This is a genomic window from Pseudomonas fluorescens (assembly GCF_040448305.1).
Taxonomy (GTDB): Bacteria; Pseudomonadota; Gammaproteobacteria; order Pseudomonadales; family Pseudomonadaceae; genus Aquipseudomonas; species Aquipseudomonas fluorescens_BH.
Genome location: NZ_CP148752.1, coordinates 1,942,794 through 1,964,470 on the forward strand (window position 1 = coordinate 1,942,794; position 21,677 = coordinate 1,964,470).

Annotated in this window: 14 protein-coding genes, 1 other RNA gene and 1 pseudogene; 10 read left to right on the top strand and 6 right to left on the bottom strand. The window is 60.9% G+C overall.

Features of this window, described 5'->3' with window-relative positions; all coding sequences use genetic code 11:
• The first annotated feature begins 40 nt into the window (after positions 1-40).
• A complete protein-coding gene (locus WHX55_RS08890; RefSeq protein ID WP_007971486.1) occupies positions 41-385 on the top strand; it encodes a YggL family protein in 345 nt (114 codons plus the stop codon).
• A gap of 59 nt (positions 386-444) precedes the next feature.
• On the opposite strand, the gene WHX55_RS08895 is transcribed toward WHX55_RS08890, so the two are convergent.
• A complete protein-coding gene (locus WHX55_RS08895; RefSeq protein ID WP_150724665.1) occupies positions 445-1,635 on the bottom strand; it encodes a benzoate/H(+) symporter BenE family transporter in 1,191 nt (396 codons plus the stop codon).
• Positions 1,636-1,990: 355 nt separating this feature from the next.
• Here WHX55_RS08895 and WHX55_RS08900 point away from each other — a divergent pair, with 355 nt between their 5' ends.
• A complete protein-coding gene (locus WHX55_RS08900) occupies positions 1,991-2,755 on the top strand; it encodes a GntR family transcriptional regulator (protein WP_008021853.1) in 765 nt (254 codons plus the stop codon).
• A gap of 178 nt (positions 2,756-2,933) precedes the next feature.
• On the opposite strand, the gene guaD is transcribed toward WHX55_RS08900, so the two are convergent.
• The 4 genes from guaD to xdhA all read right to left on the bottom strand — a co-directional run bounded on the left by guaD (position 2,934) and on the right by xdhA (position 9,081).
• Positions 2,934-4,238, bottom strand: coding sequence for a guanine deaminase (gene guaD / locus WHX55_RS08905; protein WP_150724667.1), 1,305 nt, complete (start codon positions 4,236-4,238; stop codon positions 2,934-2,936).
• An 8-nt stretch (positions 4,239-4,246) separates the two neighbouring features.
• Positions 4,247-5,089, bottom strand: coding sequence for a xanthine dehydrogenase accessory protein XdhC (gene xdhC, locus WHX55_RS08910; RefSeq protein ID WP_150724668.1), 843 nt, complete (start codon positions 5,087-5,089; stop codon positions 4,247-4,249).
• A 145-nt stretch (positions 5,090-5,234) separates the two neighbouring features.
• Positions 5,235-7,634: a xanthine dehydrogenase molybdopterin binding subunit gene (xdhB, locus tag WHX55_RS08915; RefSeq protein WP_150756582.1), complete on the bottom strand. Its 2,400-nt coding sequence runs from the start codon at positions 7,632-7,634 to the stop codon at positions 5,235-5,237.
• Positions 7,627-9,081, bottom strand: a complete 1,455-nt coding sequence (gene xdhA / locus WHX55_RS08920; protein WP_150724670.1) for a xanthine dehydrogenase small subunit — start codon at positions 9,079-9,081, stop codon at positions 7,627-7,629. The genes xdhB and xdhA overlap by 8 nt, the downstream gene beginning before the upstream one ends.
• A 278-nt stretch (positions 9,082-9,359) precedes the next feature.
• Between xdhA and WHX55_RS08925 the strand changes: the two genes are divergently transcribed.
• The 6 genes from WHX55_RS08925 (at position 9,360) to ffs (ending at position 18,611) form a co-directional block, all read left to right on the top strand.
• Positions 9,360-10,019, top strand: a complete 660-nt coding sequence (locus tag WHX55_RS08925) for a GntR family transcriptional regulator (protein ID WP_103394962.1) — start codon at positions 9,360-9,362, stop codon at positions 10,017-10,019.
• A gap of 2 nt (positions 10,020-10,021) precedes the next feature.
• Complete coding sequence (gene smc / locus WHX55_RS08930) at positions 10,022-13,510, top strand: chromosome segregation protein SMC (RefSeq protein ID WP_150724671.1); 3,489 nt, start codon at positions 10,022-10,024, stop codon at positions 13,508-13,510.
• Positions 13,511-13,768: 258 nt separating this feature from the next.
• The gene (gene zipA / locus WHX55_RS08935) at positions 13,769-14,629 is read left to right on the top strand and encodes a cell division protein ZipA (protein ID WP_150724672.1); all 861 of its coding nucleotides are present in this window, start codon (positions 13,769-13,771) and stop codon (positions 14,627-14,629) included.
• A gap of 91 nt (positions 14,630-14,720) precedes the next feature.
• Complete coding sequence (gene ligA, locus WHX55_RS08940) at positions 14,721-17,078, top strand: NAD-dependent DNA ligase LigA (protein WP_353742417.1); 2,358 nt, start codon at positions 14,721-14,723, stop codon at positions 17,076-17,078.
• Between the two features lie 158 nt (positions 17,079-17,236).
• Positions 17,237-18,403, top strand: a complete 1,167-nt coding sequence (locus WHX55_RS08945; RefSeq protein ID WP_150724674.1) for a putative zinc-binding metallopeptidase — start codon at positions 17,237-17,239, stop codon at positions 18,401-18,403.
• Positions 18,404-18,514: 111 nt separating this feature from the next.
• Positions 18,515-18,611, top strand: an RNA gene (gene ffs / locus WHX55_RS08950) — signal recognition particle sRNA small type.
• Between the two features lie 60 nt (positions 18,612-18,671).
• Here the strand turns inward: ffs and WHX55_RS08955 are convergent.
• Positions 18,672-18,843 (bottom strand): annotated as a pseudogene (locus WHX55_RS08955) (amino acid ABC transporter substrate-binding protein); the annotation flags it as partial.
• Positions 18,844-19,112: 269 nt separating this feature from the next.
• On the opposite strand from WHX55_RS08955, the gene dnaX reads away from it, so the two are divergent.
• Complete coding sequence (dnaX, locus tag WHX55_RS08960) at positions 19,113-21,212, top strand: DNA polymerase III subunit gamma/tau (protein ID WP_353742418.1); 2,100 nt, start codon at positions 19,113-19,115, stop codon at positions 21,210-21,212.
• A gap of 67 nt (positions 21,213-21,279) precedes the next feature.
• Positions 21,280-21,618, top strand: coding sequence for a YbaB/EbfC family nucleoid-associated protein (locus tag WHX55_RS08965; protein ID WP_007971455.1), 339 nt, complete (start codon positions 21,280-21,282; stop codon positions 21,616-21,618).
• Positions 21,619-21,677 lie beyond the last annotated feature (59 nt).

Below are 21,677 nucleotides of genomic sequence, written 5' to 3' on the forward strand. Positions count from 1 at the left end.
GCTAAAGTGCCGCCCGTTATTACTTAAGAGGATTGTTCCAATGGCGACTAACCGTTCCCAGCGTCTGCGCAAAAAACTGTGCGTCGATGAATTTCAAGAGCTGGGTTTCGAACTGAACCTGGATTTCAAAGAAGATTTGGCTGATGAAGCCATTGATGCTTTCCTCGATGCGTTCCTCAAAGAAGCCATGGAAGCCAACGGTCTGGGCTATGTTGGCGGCGACGACTACGGTCTGGTTTGCCTGCAGAAGCGTGGCTCGGTCAGCGCTGAACAGCGCGCTGCCGTTGAAGCCTGGCTCAAAGGCCGCACCGAGCTGACCAGCGTTGAAGTCAGCCCGTTGCTGGACGTCTGGTACCCGGAAAAGCCGATCAATCCGGTAGCTTGATGTTCTAAAAAAACGGCGACCCAAGGGTCGCCGTTTTTTTATGCCGATGGTTTTTGGTTTCAGGCCTTGCGCCAGTTCAGTATCACCAGGGTCACCACCCCCGCGACAATCCCCCAGAATGCCGAACCGATGGAAAACAGCGTCAGCCCCGATGCCGTGACCATGAAGGTGATGAGCGCCGCTTCACGTTCCTTCACTTCGCTCATGGCGATGCTCAAGCCGTTGATGATCGAGCCGAACAGCGCCAGCGCCGCAATCGACAGCACCAGCTCCTTGGGCAGCGCGGCAAACAATGCCGCGAGCGTCGCGCCGAACACGCCGGCAATCCCGTAGAAAATCCCGCACCAGACGGCTGCGGTGTAGCGCTTGTTGCGATCCTCATGGGCGTGCGGTCCGGTGCAGATCGCTGCGCTGATCGCCGCCAGGTTGATCCCGTGGGAGCCGAACGGTGCCAGCAGCAGACTGGCGATGCCGGTGGTGGTGATCAGCGGTGAGGCGGGTACCGTGTAACCATCGGCGCGCAATACGGCGATGCCGGGCATGTTTTGTGAGGTCATGGCGACGACAAACAGCGGGATGCCGATGCTGATGGTCGCCGCCAGGGAGAAGTGCGGCGTGGTCCAGACCGGCGTGGCCACTTCCAGATGGAAACCGCTGAAGTCCAGCAGCCCCATGAAGCCTGACAATGCCGTGCCGATCAGCAATGCTGCCAACACCGCGTAGCGCGGCGACAGGCGCTTGACCACCAGATAAGTGACAAACATCCCCAGTACCAGGGCGGTGCGGTGTTGCGCCGCGACGAAAATCTCGCTGCCGATCTTGAACAGGATCCCCGCCAGCAGGGCGGCGGCCAGGGACGCCGGAATCTTTTTCATCAGTCGTTCGAAGCTGCCGGTCAGCCCGCAAATCGTCACCAGCACCGCGCAGGTGATGTAGGCGCCGATGGCTTCGCCGTAGCTCACGCCGCCCAGGCTGGTGATCAGCAGCGCGGCGCCGGGGGTCGACCAGGCAATGGTGATCGGCGTGCGATAACGCAGGGACAGGCCAATGGAGCACACCGCCATGCCGATCGAGATGGCCCAGATCCACGAAGAAATCTGCCCGCTGCTCAGCCCTGCCGCTTGCCCGGCCTGGAACATCAGCACCAGGGAGCTGGTGTAGCCGGTCATCATGGCGATGAAGCCAGCGACGATGGCCGAGGGCGAGGTGTCGGCCAGAGGGCGGATATGCGTGTGGGTGGCGTCGTTCATGACGGTGGTGTTCCTTTTACAGATGAAGATGTCCGCTGCAACGCTGAATCCTGTGGGAGCGGGCTTGCTCGCGAAGAGGACGTGTCAGTCGACATTGATTTAGCTGACAGACCGCATTCGCGAGCAAGCCCGCTCCCACAGGGATTGCGTTACAAAGGCGGATTCTGCGAACAAGCCTAAACTCAAAAGTAATCAGGCGTTGCGATACAGCCGAGGCAACATTCAGCCGTACAGTCGTGTTGCCACCCTCCATTGTGTACAATCGCAGTGTTTTTTACGCGATACTTGCCAGCGACCCACTGTGCCGTATTACAGTCGCGGTCAATTCGCCGCAGTTCTTCCGACTCGAGTGCCCATGAACGAACAGTTGCAACCCCTAAAGAAACAACCGCGAGCAGGCAAAGCCGGCCGCAGCGGTACCCAGGACGATATTGTCTACGCGCATATCTTCGAGGCCATCCTCGAGCAGCGCCTGGCGCCCGGCACCAAGTTGAGCGAAGAAGCGCTGGGGGAAATTTTCGGGGTCAGCCGCACCATCATTCGCCGCGCCTTGTCGCGCCTGGCCCATGAAGGCGTGGTGTTGCTGCGTCCGAATCGCGGCGCCGTGGTCGCCAGCCCGAGCGTCGAAGAAGCCCGCCAGGTGTTCATGGCCCGCCGTCTGGTGGAGCGAGCGATCACTGAACTGGCGGTTCAGCACGCAACCGCCGAGCAGATTGCCGAATTGCGCCAGATGGTCAACGACGAACGCGACAGCTTCTCCCGTGGCGACCGTGGTGCTGGTATCCGCCTGTCGGGTGAATTCCACCTGAAATTGGCCGAAGCCGCGAAAAACGCCCCGCTGATCAGCTTCCAGCGCAGCCTGGTGTCCCAGACGTCGCTGATCATCGCCCAGTACGAAAGCGGCAACCGTTCCCATTGCTCCTACGATGAGCACACCCAGTTGATCGATGCCATCGAGAAGCGCGACGCTGAACTGGCGGTCGACCTGATGATGCATCACATGGATCACATCGACAGCAAGCTCAACCTCGACGAGGAAAGTGCTTCGGATGATCTGCATGCGGTGTTCTCGCATTTGCTGCAGACCAAGAAGCCTGGGCGCTCGCCGGCGAAAATCTGATAGGCCGAGTCGCTGCTTTCGCGAGCAGGCTCGCTCCCACAGGGTTTGTGTTGAATACATAAGCTAAGATCACTGAAGATCTATTGTGGGAGCGAGCCTGCTCGCGAAGGCGGTGTGACAGGCAATAAAAATCCCCCGGGCTGAAAAGCAACGGGGGATTTTTTATGCCTGAAGAAATTTAGCGCTGATGCACCAGATTCCCCGCCGCATAGGTCTGCTGCACAGTCCGGTCATCCCCCAGGGTCATCAACACAAACAACGTCTCGGCAATGTTATTGGCCTGCTTCAGGCGATAGCCCAGCAGCGGCGTGGCGTTGTAGTCCAGCACCAGGAAGTCGGCGTCGGTGCCCGGTTGCAGGGTGCCGATCTTGTCTTCCAGGCGCAGTGCGCGGGCGCCGCCGAGGGTGGCCAGGTACAGCGACTTGAACGGACTCAGGCGAGCACCTTGCAGCTGCATGACCTTGTAGGCTTCGTTGAGGGTTTGCAGCAGCGAGAAACTGGTTCCGCCGCCCACATCGGTGCCGATGCCGACATTGAGTTTGTGCTTCTCGGCCATCGGCAGGTTGAACAGGCCGCTGCCGAGGAAGAAGTTCGAGGTCGGGCAGAACGAGATGGCCGAACCGGTTTCTGCCAGGCGCGCGCACTCGTCATCGCACAGGTGCACACCGTGGGCGAACACCGAGCGCTCGCCGAGCAACTGGTAGTGGTCGTAGACGTCCAGGTAACCCTTGCGCTCAGGGAACAGCTCCTTGACCCACTCGATTTCCTTGAGGTTTTCGCTGATGTGGGTCTGCATGTACAGATCCGGGTATTCGGTCAGCAGCTGGCCGGCCAGGGTCAGCTGTTCCGGGGTGCTGGTCGGTGCGAAGCGTGGGGTGACCGCGTAGTGCAGGCGGCCCTTGCCGTGCCAGCGCTCGATCAGCGCCTTGCTTTCGACGTAGCTGGATTCGGCGGTGTCGGTCAGGTAGTCCGGGGCGTTGCGGTCCATCATCACCTTGCCGGCGATCATCCGCAGGTCGAGCTGCTCGGCGGCTTCAAAGAACGAGTTCACCGATTGCGGGTGCACGCTGCCGAATACCAGCGCCGTGGTGGTGCCGTTGCGCAGCAGTTCCTTGATGAAAATGTCCGCGACCTGGTCGGCGTGGGCCTTGTCGGCGAACTGGCTTTCGCACGGGAAGGTGTAGGTGTTGAGCCAGTCCAGCAATTGCTCGCCATAGGCGCCGACCATGCCGGTTTGCGGCAGGTGGATGTGGGTGTCGATGAAGCCGGGGGTGATCAGTGCGTCCTGGTAGTGGGTGATTTCGACGTCAGCCGCCAGGGTCGGCAGCAGTTCGCTGGCGTGGCCCAGGGCGCTGATCTGGCCGTTATCCACAACCAGCAAGCCGTCTTCGAAATACTCGTAGGAGGCTTCGATGCCCACGACGGCTGGGTCGGCGATGCTGTGCAGGATGGCGGCGCGGTAAGCTTTGCGAGTCAAAGGCATGTGAGTTCTCAATTGGAGGCTTGACTGCGGCGTGACGCAGGCAGCAGTTTGGCAATCGATCCGGCGCTGGCGGTGTGCTGACCGAAGTTCGCGTTATAGGTGGCGATGATTTCGCCGGCGATGGAGATGGCGATTTCCACAGGCAGCTTGCCTTTGACTTCGCCGATGCCCATCGGGCAGCGCATGCGTTGCACGACGTTGTTGTCGAAACCGCGGTCGCGCAGGCGATGTTCGAACTTCACCCGTTTGGTCTTCGAACCGATCAGGCCGAAGTAGGCGAAGTCGTTGCGCTTGAGGATCGCAGCGGTCAGTTCGAGGTCGAGCTGGTGGTTGTGGGTCATCACGATGCAATAACTGCCGGCCGGCAGATCATCGATTTCATCCACCGGTTCTTCGCTGACGATCTTGCGCACGCCATGGGGGATCTGCTCGGGGAATTCATCTTCGCGCGAGTCGATCCAGCGCACCCGGCAGGGCAGGCTGGCCAACAGCGGCACCAGGGCGCGGCCGACGTGGCCGGCACCGAACACGGCGATCTGCGCTTGAACCTGGCCCATCGGTTCGAACAGCAAAACGGTTGCACCACCGCAGCATTGGCCAAGGCTGGCGCCGAGGCTGAAACGCTCCAGATGGGTGTCCTGCTTGCCGCTGGCGAGCATCTCGCGGGCGATCTTCATGGCCTTGTATTCCAGGTGCCCGCCACCGATGGTGTCGAAGCTCTGGTTCGCGCTGATGACCATCTTCGAGCCAGCGTTGCGCGGCGTCGAGCCGAGCTCTTCGATGATGGTCACCAGCACGCAGGGCTCACCCCGGTTTTGCAGGTCGGCGAGGGCGTCGATCCAGTTGTACATAAACACCTCAACATCTCTGTTGTCTGTTCCGGCCTCTTCGCGAGCAGGCTCGCTCCCACATTTTGATCTCTGTCATACACAAAATTTGTGCCCGCTGGAGATCCATTGTGGGAGCGAGCCTGCTCGCGAAGGCCGCACCTCGGTCTTAGAGCGAAGCCAACTCGGTCTCGGCTTCGACAGCCTTCGCCGCCTTCAGCTGGCGCATCTGCTCACAGCCCCACAACACTCGCTCCGGGGTCGCCGGTGCGTCGATTTTCGGCTGATGCTTGTAGTCACCCAGGCTCGCCACGGCGTCCTTGATCGCACACCACGAGGCGATGCCGAGCATGAACGGCGGCTCGCCCACGGCCTTGGAATGGAACACCGTGTCTTCCGGGTTCTTGCGGTTTTCCACCAGCTTCACCCGCAGGTCCAGCGGCATGTCCGCCACGGCCGGGATCTTGTAGCTGGCCGGGCCGTTGGTCATCAGCTTGCCCTTGTTGTTCCACACCAGCTCTTCCATGGTCAGCCAGCCCATGCCCTGGATGAACCCGCCCTCGACCTGACCGATGTCGATGGCCGGGTTCAGCGAGGCGCCGACGTCGTGGAGGATGTCGGTGCGCAGCATCTTGTATTCGCCGGTCAGGGTGTCGACCAGCACTTCACAGCACGCCGCGCCAAAGGCGAAGTAGTAGAACGGACGGCCGCGCGCCTGGCTGCGGTCGTAGTAGATTTTCGGGGTCTTGTAGAAGCCGGTGCTCGACAGCGACACCTGGGCGAAGTACGCCTGCTGGATCAGTGCTTCGAAGGTCAGGATGTGATCGCGGACCCGCACGTGGCCGTTGTGGAATTCCACGTCTTCTTCGCTGACCTTGTACTGGCGAGCCGCGAATTCCACCAAGCGTTGCTTGATGGTTTCGGCGGCGTTCTGCGCGGCCTTGCCGTTCAGGTCGGCACCGCTGGAAGCGGCGGTTGGCGAGGTGTTCGGTACTTTGTCGGTGTTGGTCGCGGTGATCTGTACGCGGTCCATTTCCACCTGGAACACTTCAGCCACGACCTGCGCGACCTTGGTGTTCAGGCCCTGGCCCATTTCGGTGCCGCCGTGGTTGAGGTGGATGCTGCCGTCGGTGTAGACGTGCACCAGGGCACCGGCCTGGTTGAGGAAGCTGGCGGTGAAGGAAATGCCGAATTTCACCGGGGTCAGCGCCAGGCCTTTTTTCAGGATCGGGCTGTTGGCGTTGTAGCGACGGATCGCTTCGCGACGCTCGGCGTACTGGCTGCTTTCTTCAAGTTCCGCGGTCATCTCTTCGAGCATGTTGTGCTCGACGGTCTGGTAGTAGTGGGTGACGTTGCGCTCGGTCTTGCCGTAGTAGTTGGCCTTGCGCACAGCCAAAGGATCCAGGGCCAGATGGCGAGAGATGGCGTCCATCACTTCTTCGATGGCGACCATGCCTTGCGGGCCGCCGAAACCACGGTAGGCGGTGTTCGACGCGGTGTTGGTCTTGCAGCGGTGACCGTTGATGGTCGCATCGCCCAGGTAGTACGAGTTGTCCGAGTGGAACATCGCGCGGTCGACGATCGACGCCGACAGGTCAGGGGAGCAACCGCAGTTGCCGGCCAGTTCCAGGTTGATGCCGTGCAGGCGGCCGGTGCTGTCGAAACCGACGTCGTACTCGACATAGAACGGGTGACGCTTGCCGGTCATCAGCATGTCTTCGACCCGCGGCAGGCGCATCTTGGTCGGCTGGCCGGTGAGGTGGGCGATCACCGCGCACAGGCACGCCGGGCTCGCCGCCTGGGTTTCCTTGCCGCCGAATCCACCGCCCATGCGGCGCATGTCGACGACGATCTTGTTCATCGACACGTCCAGCACTTCGGCCACCAGTTTCTGCACTTCGGTGGGGTTCTGGGTCGAGCAGTAGACGATCATGCCGCCGTCTTCAGTCGGCATCACCGAAGAGATCTGGGTTTCCAGGTAGAAGTGTTCCTGGCCGCCGATGTGCAGGGTGCCTTGAATGCGGTGCTCAGCGGTGGCCAGCGCGGTGGCTGAATCGCCACGTTTGTGGGTGTGGCTGTCGAGTACGAAGTGGCGTTTGCGCAGGGCTTCGACCACGTCCAGCACAGGTTCCAGGTCTTCGTATTCGATAATCGCGGCCATCGCCGCCTTGCGCGCGGTTTCCAGGTCTTTCGCCGCCACGGCGATCACCGGTTGACCGACGAATTGCACGGTGTCGATGGCCAGCAGCGGATCGCCCGGCAGCAACGGACCGATGTCTTTCAGGCCCGGTACGTCTTCGTGGGTGATGGCGATGCGCACGCCTTCAAAGGCGTAGCAGGGCGAGGTGTCGATGCTGATGATCCGCGCGTGGGCACGGTCCGACATGCGCGCATAAACGTGCAACTGGTTCGGAAACTCCAGGCGGTCGTCGATGTATTGCGCTTCGCCGGCCACATGCTTGGCGGCGCTGTCGTGCTTGACGCTGCGGCCGACACCGGTGGTCAGGTCCTTGGCGAACAGTTCAGCCAATTCGGCTTGGGTCTTCTCTACGGCGTGATGATTAGACATAAGCGGTCACCCGAGTCTCGATGTGCGGTGTTTGCAGTTCGATGAAGTATTTGCGCAGCAGGTTCTGCGCGCTGAGCAGGCGATATTCCTTGCTGGCGCGGAAGTCCGAGAGCGGCGTGAAGTCTTCGGCCAGGGCAGCGCAGGCGCGTTCGACAGTGGCGTTGTTGAACGGCGAACCGAGCAAGGCGGCCTCGCACGCAGCGGCGCGTTTCGGGATGGCCGCCATGCCGCCGAAGGCCACGCGGGCTTCAGCCACTACGCCGTTTTCCAGGCGAATGTTGAAGGCGGCGCAGACTGCCGAGATGTCGTCGTCCAGGCGCTTGGAAACCTTGTAGGCGCGGAACAGTTTTTCGACGCTGGCGCGGGGCACGATGATCCTCTCGATGAACTCGCTTTCCTGGCGCGCAGTGACGCGGTAATCGATGAAGTAGTCTTCCAGCGCCAGGGTGCGGCGGGTTTCGCCTTTGCACAGCACGATTTGCGCGCCGAGGGCGATCAGCAGGGGCGGCGAGTCACCAATCGGCGAGGCGTTACCGATGTTGCCGCCCAGGGTGCCCTGGTTGCGGATCTGCAAGGACGCGAAGCGGTGCAGCAATTCACCGAAATCCGGGTACTCGGCGTTCAAGGCCTCGTAGCAATCGGACAGGGACGTGGCGGCGCCGATTTCCAGGCGATCGTCAAAACGCTCGATGCGTTTCATCTCGGCGACGTTGCCGACGTAGATCATCACCGGCAGGGTGCGGTGGAACTGCGTGACTTCCAGCGCCAGGTCAGTACCGCCAGCCAGCAGGCGGGCCTGTGGATAAGCGTCGTAGAGGTCGGCCAGGTCGGCCACGGTCAGCGGCACCAGACAGCGTTTGTCGCCGCTGTTGAGTTCGCCGATATCGGTCGGGGCAATGGCTTTCAGGCGCGCGATGGTGTCGCTCTCGCGGGCGTCGAACTGGTCCGGTTGCTTGGCGCAGCAGGACTGCTCGGCGGCTTCCAGGATCGGCCGGTAGCCGGTGCAACGGCAGAGATTGCCGGCCAGTGCTTCGTGGGCCTTGGCATGATCCGGTGCATCGCTGTTCTTTTGCAGGGCAAACAGCGACATCACGAAACCAGGGGTACAGAAGCCGCATTGCGAGCCGTGGCACTCGACCATGGCTTTCTGCACGCTGTGCAGTTCACCCTTGTGCTTGAGGTCTTCGACGCTGATCAGTTGTTTGCCGTGCAGGGACGACACGAAGGTCAGGCACGAGTTGAGGCTGCGATAGCGAATGTGTTCGCGGCCGTCATCCTCGGTCTGCAATTCGCCGACCACCACGGTGCAGGCGCCGCAGTCACCGCTGGCGCAGCCTTCTTTGGTGCCGGGTTTGCCCACATGGTCGCGCAGATAATTGAGCACGGTCAGGTTCGGGTCCAGGGCGTGCTCGCTACGGAGTTCCTGGTTTAGTAAAAACTGGATCACGGAAGGCCTCGCAGACTCATTATTGTTGTTAACCGATAGGAACTGAATTTAGCAGGTCTGACTTTTCGGTCAATGATTTTCTGACCTAAAGGTCAGGAAATTGCAATTTGTCGATTAACCACCTGTTCCTTAATTATTGTCGTTGGTTCGATAGCCTGCCTTTTTGCTTGAATTTGCTTGAATCGTGCCAAAAAACCTCCGGGCGGGCACTCCGCCCTGACGCAGCAATTGCGCTACACTGCGCCGCTTGTACAGATCAAAGAGTTTGAAGGACAACCATGACGTTCAAGGCGCCGGACAGCCTCGCCGAGCAAATCGCTCACCACCTCGCCGAACGCATCATTCGCGGCGAAATGAAGCCCGGGGAGCGCATCCAGGAACAGAAGGTCACGCTGGCCCTCAACGTCAGCCGTGGTTCGGTCCGCGAGGCCTTGCTGATCCTCGAGCGTCGGCACCTGATCGCGATCCTGCCGCGACGTGGTGCACACGTCACCGAACTCACGCCGCACAAGGTGCAGAGCCTGTGCACGCTGATGAGCGAGCTCTATATCCTGCTCGGTAACTCGGTGGCCAGCGGCTGGAAAACCCAGGCCGACATGGCGCCGTTCGTGCAGATCCAGCAACGCCTGACTGCCAGCTACGAGCGTCAGGACATCCGTACTTTCGTCGACGACAGCTTCAATGTGATGCGCGCCGCGTACCCGTTCGCCAACAACCCGTACTTGCAGGAAACCGTCGAGAATCTGCAGCCGGCCATGAGCCGTGCGTATTTCCTCGCGCTGGACCTGCGCAAAGCGTCGATGAGCGAATTCCTCGAACTGTTCGAACGCTTGCTCGCTGCCGTGCTGGCCCGTGATTTTGCACAGATTCGCGTGGTGCTGACGGCTTATGCCCAGCGCAGTTGCGATCTGGTGATCTCCGCCCTGACGGACGCCTGATCTTGCGGCTCAAGTGCATCAAGCTGGCGGGGTTCAAGTCCTTCGTCGACCCGACCACGGTGAACTTCCCCAGTAACATGGCGGCGGTGGTCGGGCCCAATGGTTGCGGCAAGTCGAACATCATCGACGCCGTACGCTGGGTGATGGGCGAGAGTTCGGCGAAGAACCTGCGCGGCGAGTCGATGACCGACGTCATCTTCAACGGCTCCACCAGCCGCAAGCCGGTAAGCCAGGCGAGCATTGAACTGGTGTTCGATAACTCCGATGGCACCTTGCTCGGCGAGTACGCCGCCTACGCGGAAATTTCCATCCGCCGCAAAGTGACCCGCGACAGCCAGACCACCTACTACCTCAACGGCACCAAATGCCGGCGTCGCGACATCACCGATATCTTCCTCGGCACCGGCCTTGGCCCGCGCAGCTACTCGATCATCGAGCAGGGGATGATCTCCAAGCTGATCGAGTCCAAGCCCGAAGACCTGCGCAACTTCATCGAAGAAGCCGCAGGCATCTCCAAGTACAAGGAGCGCCGGCGCGAGACGGAAAACCGCATCCGCCGCACCCACGAAAACCTTGAGCGCCTGACCGACCTGCGCGAAGAGCTCGAGCGTCAGCTCGAACGCTTGCACCGCCAGGCCGAGGCCGCCAAGAAGTATCAGGAATTCAAGGGCGAGGAGCGTCAGCTCAAGGCCCAGCTGTCAGCCCTGCGCTGGCAGGCGCTGAACGATCAGGTCGGCCAGCGTGAAGCGATCATCGGCAACCAGGAAGTTTCTTTCGAAGCCCTGGTGGCCGAACAGCGCAATGCCGACGCAAGCATCGAACGCCTGCGTGACGGACACCACGACCTCTCGGAACGCTTCAACCTGGTGCAGGGGCGTTTCTACTCGGTTGGCGGCGACATTGCCCGGGTCGAGCAGAGCATCCAGCACGGTCAGCAGCGTTTGCGCCAATTGCAGGATGACCTGAAAGAGGCCGAGCGCGCACGCCTGGAAACCGAATCGCACCTGGGCCACGACCGCACGCTGCTGCTGACCCTCGGCGAAGAGCTGGACATGCTCACCCCGGAGCAGGAAGTCACCAGCGCCGCCGCCGAAGAGGCCGCTGCCGCGCTGGAAGAATCCGAAACCACCATGCACGGCTGGCAAGAGCAGTGGGATACGTTCAACCTCACCGCCGCCGAGCCGCGCCGTCAGGCCGAAGTGCAGCAATCGCGGATCCAGCAGCTGGAAACCAGCCTCGAGCGCCTGGCCGATCGCCAGAAGCGTCTTGGCGAAGAACGCGCCTTGCTCTCGGCGGACCCGGAAGATGCGGCGATCATGGAGCTCAGCGAGCAGCTCGCCGAATCCGAAGCGACCCTTGAGGATTTGCAGACCAGCGAAGAAGCTCAGGTCGAAAAGCTCGAGCAGTTGCGTCAGGAACTGCAGCAAGCGCTGACCGCGCAGCAGCACGCCCAGGGCGATTTGCAGCGCCTCAACGGTCGGCTGGCTTCGCTCGAAGCCTTGCAGCAAGCGGCGCTCGATCCGGGTACCGGCACCGCCGAATGGCTACGCGAACAGAATCTTGCGAATCGCCCGCGCCTGGCCGAAGGCCTGAAGGTTGAGGCCGGTTGGGAGCTGGCCGTGGAAACCGTGCTCGGCGCCGACCTGCAAGCGGTGCTGGTGGATGACTTCAACGACTTCGATCTGTCGGGCTTTGCCCAGGGCGACTTGCGTTTGCTCAGCCCGTCCAGCGATGGTGTACGGGTGCCGGGCAGCCTGCTGGACAAGGTCGAGGCGCAGATCGATCTGTCGCCGTGGCTGGGGCAGGTCAAGCCGGTGGACAGTCTCGAACAGGCCTTGGCCCTGCGGGCTCAATTGGCTGCCGGGCAGAGCCTGATCAGCCGTGACGGTTATTGGGTCGGTCGGCATTTTCTGCGTGTGCGTCGGGCCAGTGAAGCGGAAAGCGGCGTGCTCGCCCGCGGTCAGGAAATCCAGCAACTGGGCCTTGAGCGCGAAGAGCGTGAAACCGCTGTCGAAACCCTGGAAACCCGACTGCAAAATCTCAGGGCGCAGCAGCGTCAGCAGGAAAACGGTCGCGAACATTTGCGCCGTTTGCTGCAGGACGAAGCGCGTCAGCAAGGTGAATTGAAGGCTCAACTTTCCGCCGGAAAGGCCAAGGCCGAACAATTGACCCTGCGCCGTACCCGTCTCGACGAAGAGCTTATCGAACTCGACGAGCAGCGAGCGCTGGAACACGAAAACATCGGTGAAGCGCGCCTGCAATTGCAAGAAGCCCTCGACAGCATGGCGCTGGACACCGAGCAGCGTGAGTTACTGCTGGCCCAGCGCGACAGCCTGCGTGAGCGTCTGGACCGGGTGCGCCAGGAAGCGCGGCAGCACAAGGATCACGCCCACCAGTTGGCGGTGCGTCTGGGCTCGCTCAAGGCGCAGCATGATTCGACGCGCCAGGCGCTGGAGCGTCTGGAGATGCAGTCCGAACGCCTGACCGAAAAGCGCGAGCAACTGAGCCTCAATCTGGAGGAGGGCGAAGCACCGCTGGAAGAGCTGCGTTTGAAGCTCGAGGAGTTGCTCGACAAGCGCATGACCGTCGACGAAGAACTCAAGACCGCGCAGATCGCCCTCGAAGACGCCGACCGCGAACTGCGCGACGCCGAGAAGCGCCGCAGCCAGGCCGAACAACAATCCCAGTTGATTCGCAGTCAGCTCGAAACCCAGCGCATGGAATGGCAAGCCCTGACCGTGCGCCGCAAGACCTTGCAGGACCAATTGCTGGAAGACGGCTACGATCTCCACGGCGTACTCGCAACATTGACTGCCGAGGCCAGCGAGAAGGATGCCGAGGAAGAACTCGAGCGCATCGCCGCGAGGATCCAGCGTCTGGGCGCGATCAACCTGGCGGCCATCGATGAGTACCAGCAACAATCGGAACGTAAACGTTATCTGGATGCGCAGAACGACGATCTGGTGGAAGCGCTCGATACCCTTGAGAACGTGATTCGCAAGATCGACAAGGAAACCCGCAACCGTTTCAAAGATACCTTTGATCAGATCAATGGCGGTTTACAGGCGCTTTTCCCAAAAGTTTTCGGTGGAGGCCGCGCGTATTTGGAACTGACGGGCGAAGATCTACTCGATACAGGGGTAACAATCATGGCGCAGCCGCCAGGAAAGAAGAACAGCACCATCCATTTGCTCTCCGGCGGCGAAAAAGCCCTGACCGCATTGGCCCTGGTTTTTGCGATCTTCAAATTGAACCCGGCGCCGTTCTGCATGCTCGATGAGGTTGACGCGCCACTGGATGACGCTAACGTTGGACGCTACGCGCGATTGGTAAAAGAGATGTCACAGACAGTGCAGTTCATCTATATCACCCACAACAAGATCGCCATGGAAATGGCTGAACAACTGATGGGTGTGACGATGCATGAACCCGGTTGTTCACGTCTGGTGGCCGTGGATGTCGAGGAGGCGATGGCGATGGTGGATGCCTGAGTCGTGGTTGCAGGAAAGGGTGTTTACGGTATGTAGGACTCTTTTCCTTGCTTCGACTTGCTGGCCAATCGACATATTCGCGCTAGCCAAGGTGGTAGACGGTGTAAAGTTGCCTTTGGTCGTGCTAGTTTAATGTCAATTTTTCGTATACGTGGGCAAAACGCCTGTCAGAACATAGAGTTGGCGCCACGTTTTAAAGCGGTTTGCAGGTTGTAAACCCCTTATTTTTCAGCATTTTTTATAGAGGCACGGGATTACATGGAAATCGGTCTGCGCGAGTGGCTGATCGTCATCGGCATTATTGTCATTGCCGGTATTCTTTTCGATGGCTGGCGCCGTATGCGCGGCGGCAAGGGAAAACTGAAGTTCCGTCTTGATCGAAGTCTGTCCAATCTGCCGGACGAGGACAGCAGCGCCAGCGCCGAGCTGTTGGGCCCGCCGCGCGTGCTGGACACGCATAGAGAGCCGCAACTGGACGAGCACGATCTGCCGTCGGTGAGCATGCCGGCCCGCGAGCCTCGCGAGTCGGGCTCCAAGCGCGGCAAGCGTGGCCACAGCGAGCCTTCCCAGGGTGACATGAACCTCAGCCTGGATCTGGACGGCGGCCCGAGCTTCAGCAGTCGTGACGACGACTTCCCGGATGACACCAAGACTTCGCCAGCGGTCAACGACAAAGAACAACCGCAAGCTGAAGAAGTGCTGGTGATCAGCGTGATCTGCCGCGACGCTGCCGGCTTCAAGGGCCCGGCGCTGTTGCAGAACATTCTGGAGAGCGGTTTGCGTTTCGGCGAAATGGATATTTTCCACCGTCACGAAAGCATGGCCGGCAACGGTGAAGTGCTGTTCTCCATGGCCAACGCCGTCAAGCCTGGCGTATTCGACCTGGACGACATCGACCACTTCAGCACCCCGGCGGTGAGCTTCTTCCTGGGTCTGCCAGGCCCTCGCCATCCGAAACAGGCTTTCGACGTCATGGTGGCAGCGGCGCGTAAATTGTCCCAGGAGCTGAACGGCGAATTGAAAGACGACCAGCGCAGCGTGCTGACCGCCCAGACGATCGAGCACTACCGTCAGCGCATCGTGGAATTCGAACGCCGCGCCCTGACCCAGAAGCGTTGATTGAAATGGTTATTCCCGCGCGGTGCGCGGGATAATCGGCAAAACAGATTGAGCAGCCTCGGCTGCTCTTTTGCTTTATGAGAGAACACCCATGACCGCCGCCAAGAACCGTATTTTAGAGCTGCGCGCTGAGCTGGATCAGCACAACTATCGTTACCACGTGCTCGACGAGCCGAGCATTCCGGACGCCGAGTACGACCGCTTGTTCAACGAGCTCAAGACTCTGGAAGCGGCCAATCCCGAACTGATCACCAGCGACTCGCCAACGCAGCGAGTGGGCAGTGCGGCGCTGTCGGCGTTTACCCAGGTGCGTCATGAAGTGCCGATGCTCAGCCTCGGCAACGCCTTCGAAGAAACCGACATGCGTGAGTTCGACCGCCGGGTGACCGAAGGCCTGGACCTGCCGGCCGGTGACCTGTTCGGTGGCGGCGCGACAGTCGAGTACAGCTGTGAGCCCAAGCTCGATGGCCTGGCCGTCAGCCTGCTGTATCAGGATGGCATCCTGGTGCGCGGCGCGACCCGCGGCGACGGCACCACTGGCGAAGACATCAGCGTCAACGTGCGCACCGTGCGCAACATCCCGCTCAAGCTGCACGGCACCGGCTGGCCGGCGACCCTGGAAGTGCGCGGCGAAGTGTTCATGTCCAAGGCCGGTTTCGAGCGGCTCAACGCCACGCAACTGGAAGTAGGCGGCAAGACCTTCGCCAACCCGCGCAACGCGGCGGCGGGCAGCCTGCGCCAATTGGATTCGAAGATCACCGCCAACCGTCCGCTGGAGTTCTGCTGCTACGGCATCGGTCAGGTGTCGGCGGACATTGCCGATACGCACATCGGCAATTTACAGCAACTCCAGGCCTGGGGCATGCCGATTAGTCATGAGCTGAAACTGGCGCACGGTATTGCCGAGTGCCTGGACTACTACCGCGATATCGGTGAGCGTCGCAGCGCGCTGCCGTATGAAATCGACGGAGTGGTGTTCAAGGTCAACAGCATTGCCTCCCAGCGCGAACTGGGCTTTCGCGCCCGTGAGCCGCGTTGGGCCATCGCCCACAAATTCCCGGCGATGGAAGAGCTCACCGAGCTGCTCGATGTGGAATTCCAGGTCGGCCGCACTGGGGCGGTGACGCCGGTGGCGCGTCTGAAACCGGTCAAGGTCGCCGGTGTCACGGTGGCCAACGCCACACTGCATAACATGGACGAAGTCGCGCGCCTGGGCCTGATGATCGGCGACACGGTGATCATCCGCCGCGCCGGTGACGTGATTCCGCAGGTGGTGCAAGTGGTCATGGAGCGTCGTCCGGAAAACGCCCGGCCGGTGCTGATTCCCGAGCAGTGCCCGGTGTGTGGTTCCCATGTCGAGCGCACGCAGCTGATCAAGCGCAGCAAGGGTCGCGAGACGGTCAGCGAAGGTGCGGTATATCGCTGCGTCGGTCGTCTGGCCTGCGGTGCGCAGCTCAAGCAGGCGATCATCCATTTCGTTTCCCGTCGCGCCATGGACATCGAGGGCCTGGGTGAGAAGAGCGTTGAGCAACTGGTCGACGAAGGCCTGGTGAGCTCGCCGGCCGATCTGTACGCCCTGACCTTTGAGCAGATCGTCGATCTGGAAGGCTTTGCCGAACTGTCGAGCAAGAACCTGCTCGGCGCCATCGAAGACAGCAAGAAGCCGGGCCTGGCGCGGTTCATCTACGCCCTCGGGATTCCCGATGTCGGCGAGGAGACGGCCAAGGTTCTGGCCCGCTCCCTGGGTTCGCTGGAGCGGGTGCAGCAGGCTTTGCCACAGGTGCTGACGTACTTGCCGGATGTTGGTCTGGAAGTCGCGCACGAGATCCACAGCTTTTTCGAGGATGCGCATAACCAGCAGGTGATCGCTGATTTGCTCAGGCATGGCCTGCAGATTCAGGATCAGGGCGAGTTGGGCGCCGAGTTTTCGGCGAGCACCACGCTGGGTGGCTTCCTCGACAAGCTGCATATCCCCTTGGTCGGGCCGGGCGGGGCGCAGAAACTGGCGGACAAGTTTGGCTCGCTACAGGCGGTGATCGGCGCGGATTGGCTGGATATGCGCCAGGCGCTGCCGGAAAAACAGGCCAATTCGGTGCGCGAGTTCTTTGCGGTCGAGGACAATCGCCAATTGGCTGAAGCGGCGGAGAAGCAACTGGCCGATTTCGGCATGCACTGGCAGAGCGAGAAGAAAGTCGTCGAAGGCTTGCCGTTGGCCGGGCAGACCTGGGTGCTGACCGGTTCGCTGGAGTTGATGAGCCGCGATGTGGCCAAGGACAAACTCGAAAGCCTCGGCGCCAAGGTCGCCGGCTCGGTGTCGGCCAAGACCCATTGCGTGGTCGCAGGGCCGGGTGCTGGTTCGAAGTTGACCAAGGCCAATGAGCTGGGGTTGAAGGTGCTGGATGAAGAGGCGTTTGTGGAGTTCTTGAAAGGTCACGGTATTCAGGTTTGACGCCCAAGATCGCAGCCTGCGGCAGCTCCTACAGGAGAGCGCATTTCTCTGTAGGAGCTGCCGCAGGCTGCGATCTTTTGATTTTTCCCACAAAAAGCAGGGGAACGATCATCTCTCGGTAATGATCTAGTCTCTGCAAACCCCAGGGAGAGATCACCATGTACCCTTTCTTCGAGCAACTCAGCTCGCGCATCGCCGCGCCGTTCATGGCCGAAAATTTGCGCAACAGCAAGGTCTGGTCCTGTCGTTGCGGGCAGTCGCTGTTCTTTCGCAACAGCCAGTGCCTGGCCTGTTCGGCGGCGTTGGGTTATCAGCCGGAGCAGAGTCGCTTGTCTGCGCTGCAACCGGGTGTGCAGGTGGGCACCTGGCTGCTTGATGCCGATCCCGGGGCTGGCCTGTTTCGACGCTGCGCCAACCTCGACTCCCCGGCGGCCTGTAATTGGTTGCTGCCTGCCAAAGACCATGACGTCTTGTGCATTGCCTGCAGCCTCAATCGCACCATTCCTGATCTGACGATCACTGACAACCACGAGCGCTGGCGCAAGGTGGAAACCGCCAAGCGGCGTCTGGTCGCGCAACTGCTCAGTCTGGGGTTGCAGGTAATTCCCAAAACCGTCGATGAAGACACGGGCCTTGCCTTCGATTTCATCGGCGTGGACCTCGAAGGCCAATCGCCTACCACAGGACACGCCAATGGCCTGGTGACTCTTGATATCAAGGAAGCCGACGATGCGCACCGTGAGCAGGTACGGGTGCAAATGCACGAACCCTATCGCACGTTGCTCGGGCATTTTCGTCACGAAGTCGGGCACTACTACTGGGATCGATTGATCGCCGATAGCCAATGGCTTGAGCCTTTTCGCGGATTGTTCGGCGATGAAAGCGTCAGCTATGCTGAAGCCCTCGAGCGGCATTATCAGAAGGGCGCATCGCTCGACTGGCAGCAGCACTACGTCAGCGCCTACGCCACCATGCACCCGTGGGAAGACTGGGCCGAAACCTGGGCGCATTACCTGCATATGATGGACGCAGTGGATACCGCGCTGGGCTTTGGCATGAGTGCCCGGGAAATGGACTTCGACTATCAGCCGTTTCCGTTGGATACCCTCTACGATCCACAGCATCCCGGCGGCGCGGCGTTCCTGTCGTTCGTCAATGCGTGGATCGAGCTGGCCGGCATGCTCAACGAGTTATCGCGCAGCATGGGGCAGCCGGATTTCTATCCGTTCGTCCTGCCATCAGCGGTCATTGCCAAGCTGCACTTTATTCACCTGGTGATTCAGCAGGAGGGCGGCAGGGCGGATGAGGTGCTTGAGGAGCAATAGCAAGTGCTTGAACCCCCTCATGTTTTTAATCCGAAACCAACGGTTGTAACTTCGCCTCAGATAGGTACAATGGCGCGGCTCGCCGACAGGTGAGCGTCGTTATGGTGACCCCATCGGTCCCCCCGCAACGATCAACCGTGAACCCGGTCAGGCCTGGAAGGGAGCAGCCGCAGCGGTGACATTGTGTGCCGGGGTGTGGCTGGTGGGGTTACCACCTTAACGCCACGCGAGTGTTCTCTCGCGTTATCTTTCTGAAATCAGACTTTCGCTAGCTGCCAGGATCTTGTCCGGGGCGGTTTTTTGCCGTTTGCGGTTTATCCACAGCAGCAGGCTCGCCACCGATGTACAGTCGGACAATCTCATCGATCTCCCCCGGACATCTTCATCCGAACCAGGGGGCGCAGAATGCGCTGCACCGGCACTTGTGGGTCATTGCGCACGGCGGCGCATGCCGGGTGATCAACACGTCGGGTTGAGTGAAGAGCGGGATGCTCCAGAGATAATCGCCAGGCTGATCGGGCAGCCACGATTGCGCGGCCACGCTGTCCAGGCTGATCAACAGTAAATTCCCCAAGGCCAGCCGCATAAACACTCGGTTAAAAGCCCCCGATGTGCAGCTTGGCCACAATACACGAGCGCACCGGATGCAATTTGTGCCTTGCTCCGCTAGCATTAGCCGCTTCTGCTTCCTTCGCTGCGACGGTTTTCGATGAGTTATCAGGTTCTTGCACGTAAATGGCGTCCGCGCTCGTTCCGCGAAATGGTCGGCCAGACCCATGTGCTCAAGGCTCTGATCAATGCCTTGGACAGCCAGCGGCTGCACCACGCCTACCTCTTTACCGGTACCCGTGGGGTCGGCAAGACCACCATCGCGCGGATCATTGCCAAATGCCTGAACTGTGAAACAGGTATCACTTCGACCCCCTGTGGCGAGTGTTCGGTGTGTCGCGAAATCGACGAAGGCCGCTTTGTCGACCTGATCGAGATCGACGCCGCGAGCCGCACCAAGGTCGAAGACACCCGCGAATTGCTCGACAACGTGCAGTACGCCCCGAGCCGCGGGCGCTTCAAGGTCTACCTGATCGACGAAGTGCACATGCTCTCCAGCCATTCCTTCAACGCACTGCTCAAAACCCTTGAAGAGCCGCCGCCCTACGTCAAGTTCATCCTGGCGACCACTGACCCGCAGAAACTTCCTGCAACGATTCTGTCGCGGTGCCTGCAGTTCTCCCTGAAGAACATGACGCCGGAACGCGTTGTCGAGCATTTGACCCACGTACTGGGTGTCGAGAACGTGCCGTTCGAGGACGATGCGCTGTGGTTGCTGGGCCGCGCCGCCGACGGGTCGATGCGTGATGCCATGAGCCTGACCGACCAGGCGATTGCCTTCGGTGAAGGCAAGGTCATGGCCGCCGACGTGCGGGCGATGCTCGGGACCCTCGATCACGGGCAGGTCTACGACGTCCTGCATGCCCTGATCGAAGGCGATGCCAAGGCGTTGCTCGAAGCCGTCCGCCACCTGGCCGAACAAGGGCCGGACTGGAACGGCGTGCTTTCGGAAATTCTCAATGTGCTGCACCGCGTTGCCATCGCCCAGGCCTTGCCGGAAGGTGTCGACAACGGTCACGGCGACCGTGATCGCGTGCTGGCACTGGCCCAGGCCTTGCCGGCCGAAGACGTGCAGTTCTACTACCAGATGGGCCTGATCGGTCGCCGCGACCTGCCGCTGGCACCGGATCCCCGGGGCGGTTTTGAAATGGTGTTGCTGCGGATGCTGGCGTTCCGGCCCGCAGACACCGCGGATGCCCCGAGGCAACCGCTAAAGCCAGTGGGGATCAGCCAGGCCACAGTTGATTCCGCAAACTCAGTGGCTGCCGCGCCGGTTGTTGCGCCGGTAGTCGCTGCGGCTGTTGCACCGATAGCGGTTGCGCCAATGGCGGCTCCGGAACCGGAACCGGTTGTGCCGGTCGTTGTGCCTGAACCTGTGCCGGAACCTGTGCCTGTGCCTGTGCCTGCGCCTGTGGTTGAAGCGGTCGTGGTCGAAGAGGTTGTCGACCTGCCGTGGAATGACCCGGTCGAGCCGGCGCCCGTCCAGCAACCGGCGGTCGAGCCGGTGCTGGAAACCGCCAGCGAACAACCCGAATTACCGCCGATGCCGTTGCCGACGCCGGACAGCGTGGTGCCGGACGCGCCTGAATGGGCCGCCGCGCCGATCCCGGAACTTTCGGTGGCCGACGTCGATGCCGCGACGCCGGGCATGGACCTGGATGACGAGCCGCCGCTGGACGAGGATTACATCGAGCCGGACATGGATTCGGCCTACAGTTACCTCGACGAACTGGCCAGCGAGCATGCCGCCGACCCGGCTCCGGAGCCCGAGCCTGAGCCCGCGGCAATGCCGGCCACCGGCCTGGCCCTGCAATGGCTGGAGCTGTTCCCGAAATTGCCGATTTCCGGCATGACCGGCAGCATCGCCGCCAACTGCACGCTGATCGCGGTGGATGGCGACAATTGGCTGATGCATCTGGACCCGGCCCACAGTGCCTTGTTCAACGCCACTCAACAGCGTCGCCTCAACGATGCGCTGAACCAGTTTCACCAGCGCACGCTGACCCTGACCATCGAGCTGATCAAGCCCGAGCAGGAAACCCCGGCACAAGCGGCTTCGCGCCGCCGCGCCAACCGTCAGCGCGAGGCGGAGGAATCGATCCACGGTGATCCGTTCATCCAGCAAATGATGCAGCAGTTCGGTGCGGTGGTCCGTAACGATACTATTGAACCTGTCGACGCCCTGGTCACTCAGGGCTAATAACTGAAGGCGCCCGGCCACATGGGCCGGGCGCTGTTTTAATCCAAGTACTTTTGAGGTGATTACCATGATGAAAGGTGGCATGGCCGGCCTGATGAAGCAGGCGCAGCAGATGCAGGAAAAAATGGCCAAGATGCAGGAAGAGCTGGCCAACGCCGAAGTCACCGGTAAGGCCGGTGGCGATATGGTCACCGTGGTGATGACCGGTCGTCATGACGTCAAGAGCGTGACCATCGACCCGAGCCTGGTCGAAGGCATGAGCGAAGACGACAAGGAAATGCTGGAAGCGGTCATCGCCTCCGCGGTCAACGATGCCGTGCGCAAGATCGAAGCCAACAGCCAGGACAAAATGGGCAGCATGACTGCCGGCATGCAACTGCCGCCGGGCATGAAACTGCCATTCTGATTCGCCTTCAGGCGGCAGATGAGTTACAAAAATGCCAGGCATAGCGCCTGGCATTTTTG